Raw genomic sequence first — 1,278 nt, 5'->3', positions numbered from 1 at the left:
TTTTGCCAACGGTCTCGGCTACGAGTGGCTGTTTTTTAAAAAGTAGGGGATTTAGTTAAAGGCAATAGGGAACAATTAATTATAGCCAGCTTAAGTTTGATTCCGATTAAATTATAGTCATAAATCAGAAAGAACAAAAGAGAGGAACAAGGTCAATATAGCCATGGGAAGTTTCGATTCCGTCAACATTGATGACCCCCTCTCTTTTCCACTCAAGAATTCGTTCAGTTCTGTGAGACCTAGATCTCGATTTCAAGTTGTTGAAGCTTAAGTGGAGTGTCCTTTCCAAAACATTTTCCTATGAATAAAGATAAAGAAATCCATGGAGTGGACATCAGCAAGGATGTATTTGATGTGTCCGACCATGAGGGTAACCACCATCAGTACCCGAACACCTTGAAGGGGTTCAGGGATTATTTCAGGTGTTTAAACCCCAACAGTCTAGTGGTGATGGAGGCCACTGGTTATTACCATTATCTATTGGCCCAGTTCCTTTATGACCAGGGCATTGCCGTCTCGGTCGTCAACCCTTTGTCCGTAAAACGTTTTGTACAGATGAAGCTTTCCAAGGTAAAGACGGACAAGAGCGACGCCAAGGCCATAGCGGAGTACGCCAAGGTCAACGATGTTCCCCTGTACGACGGCAAGGGCGAGGACCAGGCGGAGAGTCTCCAATTGTTGGCATTGATGGACATCTATCTCAAACAGCGGACACAGGTGAAGAACAAGCTGCACGGTGAAAAGGTCCTGGGCATACCCTCAAGGGCGGTGCATTCCTCCTTGGTCCGTTCATTGAAAAGCCTGGACAGAGAGCTGGAGGGCCTTCAGTCCAGATTGCTTGCATTGGTCAAGAAAACGCAGCAACGGCAGCTTACGAACTTGAAGAGCATACCGGGACTGGGGGACAAGACGGTGGCCCTTTTGATCGTCCTCACAGAGGGCTTCACCAAGTTCGAGAATGCGGGGCAGTTATGTAATTATGCGGGAATAACGCCAACGACCAGGCGTTCGGGCAGCAGCGTAAGGGGAAAGAGCAGGATAAGTAAGGTAGGGAACAGGAAATTGCGGAACCTTCTGTTTCTATGTGCCTTCTCGGCATGCAAGCACAACAAGGCCTGTAGGGAGATCTATGAACGTTTGACAGGGAAGGGGAAGAGCAAGAAGCTGGCTTTGATAGCGGTATCGAACAAACTGTTGAAACAGGCATTTGCCATTGCAAAATCCGGAATACCTTACGATGAGAACCATATATCGAGATTGGCTTAAAAAGACTTGCTT

The 1,278-nt window shown here is 47.0% G+C and carries 1 protein-coding gene; it reads left to right on the top strand.

The genetic code is table 11. From position 1 onward, the window contains the following. Positions 1–300: 300 nt before the first annotated feature. Positions 301–1,266: an IS110 family RNA-guided transposase gene (locus DCK90_RS16880; protein ID WP_108247364.1), complete on the top strand. Its 966-nt coding sequence runs from the start codon at positions 301–303 to the stop codon at positions 1,264–1,266. The last annotated feature ends 12 nt before the right edge of the window (positions 1,267–1,278 follow it).

Origin of the sequence: Muricauda brasiliensis, assembly GCF_003057865.1 — a bacterium.
GTDB lineage: Bacteria > Bacteroidota > Bacteroidia > Flavobacteriales > Flavobacteriaceae > Flagellimonas > Flagellimonas chongwuensis.
Note: the sequence above shows the minus strand (reverse complement) of the source record. Positions and strands in the feature narration are given on the sequence as shown.